The sequence below is a fragment of the Mesorhizobium sp. M7A.F.Ca.CA.004.04.2.1 genome (genome assembly GCF_004022825.1).
Taxonomy (GTDB): domain Bacteria; phylum Pseudomonadota; class Alphaproteobacteria; order Rhizobiales; family Rhizobiaceae; genus Mesorhizobium.
On the sequence record NZ_RZPH01000889.1, the window covers coordinates 1 to 2,555 of the forward strand.

Genomic DNA, 2,555 nt, shown 5'->3' on the forward strand with positions numbered 1-2,555 from the left:
ACCGAGACCAGGCCGCCATAGCCCGCCAGAAGGTTCCATATCTGCGCCAGCGTCAGCATGGTGAGGATGAAGAACAGATCCTGTATGACGCCCCGCGAGGCCACGGCAGGCAGCGCGAGCGCGGCGACGATGACGATCGGCACCGTGATCGCGGTTACGGTTCCGGCGCGGGTGCGGGTTGTCAGTCGATACATGCCGCCCCTCAATCCACTGCGCGCGGAAAAAGCCCGCGCGGTTTGAGCAGCATCACGGCCAGGAAGGCGATGTGGCCGGCCAGGATCTGCCATTCCGGATTGAGCGCGGCACCAAACGTCTGCGCCACGCCGATGATGATCCCGCCCGCGAGCGTTCCCCATAGGCTGCCGAGGCCGCCGATGATCACCGCCTCGAAGGCATAGATCAGCCGCGCCGGCCCGATCGAAGGATCGAAGTTTGCCCGCATGCCGAGATAGAGGGCCGCCAGCGTCACCACGACCATGGCGATCCCGGTGGCGATCGCGAAAATCCGCTTCGGTTCTATCCCCATCAGCCCCGCCGTCACGGCGTCGTCCGAGGTGGCGCGGAAGGCACGGCCGAGCGCGGTGTGGTAAAAGAGCCCGTTCAGGGCAATGATCATCACGATCGCCGAGGCAAAGGTCATCAGCGGCATGATCCCCACCGTGACCAGCCCGAGATCGAGCGATGCCCCTTCCAACGCGCCCACCGGAATACGGCGGCTGTCGGCGGAGAAGGCCTCGAGCAGGCCGTTCTGCAGGGCGACCGACAGGCCGAAGGTGACCAAAAGCGGCGGCAGGATGTCCTTGCCCAGCACGCGGTTCAGCACGGCGGCCTGCAGCAGCCAGCCGAGCGCGAACATCGCCGGCATGGCGACCAGGGCAGCGATCCAGGGCGACAGGCCGAGCAGCGTGACGCCCATCAAAACCAGATAGGCGGCAAGGATGATGAGGTCGCCATGGGCGAGATTCACCAGCCGCATGATGCCGAAGACGAGGCTCAATCCCGCTGCAAATAGGGCATAGAGCCCGCCCAGCAGAATCCCCTGCACGAGGGTGTCCAGCCAGATCATCGCCGCGCCACCTCGATCAGGCCACAAGAGCGCTGCGCGAGCAGATGACGGAGCCTCGGTTTCCGGATCATGCCGCCACTCCGAAATAGGCAGAATGGATGTCTTCGCGCTTGACCTCGGCCGCCCTGGCGGCCAGCGTGACGCGGCCCTCCATCATGCAGTAGACACGGTCGGCGACCGCCAGCGCCTTGCCGATATCCTGCTCCACCAGCACGATCGCGGCGCCGCCTTCGCGGATCCTGGGAAGGGCTGCGTAGATGTCGCGGATGACGACGGGCGCGAGGCCGAGGCTGATCTCGTCGCAGAGCAGCAATTCGGGGTTCGACATCAGCGCCCGGCCGATCGCCACCATCTGCTGCTGGCCGCCCGAGAGCGCTGTGCCGGGGCTCTTGCGCCGCTCGCGCAGGATCGGAAAAAGATCATAGACCGCGTCGAGGTTCCACGGCCCCGGCACCTTGCGCGCCTGCCCGCCGACCAGCAGGTTTTCCTCGACAGTCAGCGAAGGGAACAGTCGGCGCCCCTCCGGCACCATGGCGATACCGCGCTTCATGATCTCGGCCGACGACAGCGCGCCGATCGACTCGCCTCTGTGCAGCACCATACCGGGCTCGTTGCCGATCACGCCCGTGATCGAGCGCATCAGCGTGGATTTTCCGGCGCCATTGGCGCCGATAATCGCCACGCATTCGCCCGCGGCCACGCTGATATCCACACCGAACAGCGCCCGGAACTGGCCGTAATTCGCGGTGAGGCCACGCGTTTCCAGCATCAGACCTCGAGCCCCAGATAGATTTCGCGAACCGCCTTCGAGGCCATGATCTCATCAGGCGCACCGATCCCGATCACACGCCCGAAATCCAGCACGAGAAGCCGCTCTACCACCGAATTCAGGGCGTGCAGCACATGCTCGATCCAGATGATTGTCGTGCCCCTGGCGTGGATCGCCTTGATCGTCGCGACCAGGGCCTTGCATTCGCCCTCCGTCAGACCGCCGGCGATCTCGTCCAGAAGCAGAAGCTCAGGGCCTGTCGCCAGGGCGCGGGCGAGTTCGAGGCGCTTGCGGTCGAGAAGGCTCAGCGAGCCGGCCACGAAATTGGCCTTCCTGAGAAGCTCCGTCTCCTCGAGGATACCAGCGCAATCGTCGACCATCTCGGCCTCGCGTCCGCCGCGGCCGAAAGCGGCAGCGGTCAAGAGATTTTCGAACACGGTCAGCCCCTCGAAAGGCTGCGGAATCTGGAAGCTGCGGCCAACGCCCATGCGCACCCGCTCCATCGCCGGAGCACGGGTCACGTCGCGGCCGAGCAATTCGATGCGCCCCTCATTGGCAAACAGATTGCCGGTGATCAGGTTGAAGAGCGTCGATTTTCCCGCGCCGTTCGGGCCGATAATGCCCAGCGCTTCGCCGCGCGGCACGCTGACGGTCACGGAATCCGCAACCTTCAGGGCGCCGAAGGACTTCGAAACGTTTTCCAGCCTGAGTATCAGCACT

The 2,555-nt window shown here is 65.2% G+C and carries 3 protein-coding genes and 1 pseudogene; all 4 read right to left on the minus strand.

Annotation, left to right across the window (positions count from 1 at the left end; all coding sequences use genetic code 11):
• Positions 1–194, minus strand: a pseudogene (locus EN893_RS28710) (branched-chain amino acid ABC transporter permease); the annotation flags it as partial.
• An 8-nt stretch (positions 195–202) separates the two neighbouring features.
• Positions 203–1,066 (minus strand): branched-chain amino acid ABC transporter permease, encoded by an 864-nt coding sequence (locus EN893_RS28715; RefSeq protein WP_127266435.1) that lies wholly within the window; start codon positions 1,064–1,066, stop codon positions 203–205.
• A 67-nt stretch (positions 1,067–1,133) separates the two neighbouring features.
• Positions 1,134–1,835 carry an ABC transporter ATP-binding protein gene (locus EN893_RS28720; RefSeq protein ID WP_127266436.1) on the minus strand — a complete coding sequence of 234 codons (702 nt, stop codon included), beginning with the start codon at positions 1,833–1,835 and terminating at the stop codon, positions 1,134–1,136.
• Positions 1,835–2,554, minus strand: a complete 720-nt coding sequence (locus tag EN893_RS28725; RefSeq protein WP_206640189.1) for an ABC transporter ATP-binding protein — start codon at positions 2,552–2,554, stop codon at positions 1,835–1,837. Before EN893_RS28725 ends, EN893_RS28720 begins: the two co-directional genes overlap by 1 nt.
• Position 2,555: the final 1 nt, after the last annotated feature.

What these genes read in the sequence shown, in the direction of transcription:
- EN893_RS28715 (WP_127266435.1), bottom strand. Translation starts at nt 1,066, where the DNA reads ATGATCTGGCTGGACACCCTCGTGCAGGGGATTCTGCTGGGCGGGCTC.
- EN893_RS28720 (WP_127266436.1), bottom strand. Translation starts at nt 1,835, where the DNA reads ATGCTGGAAACGCGTGGCCTCACCGCGAATTACGGCCAGTTCCGGGCG.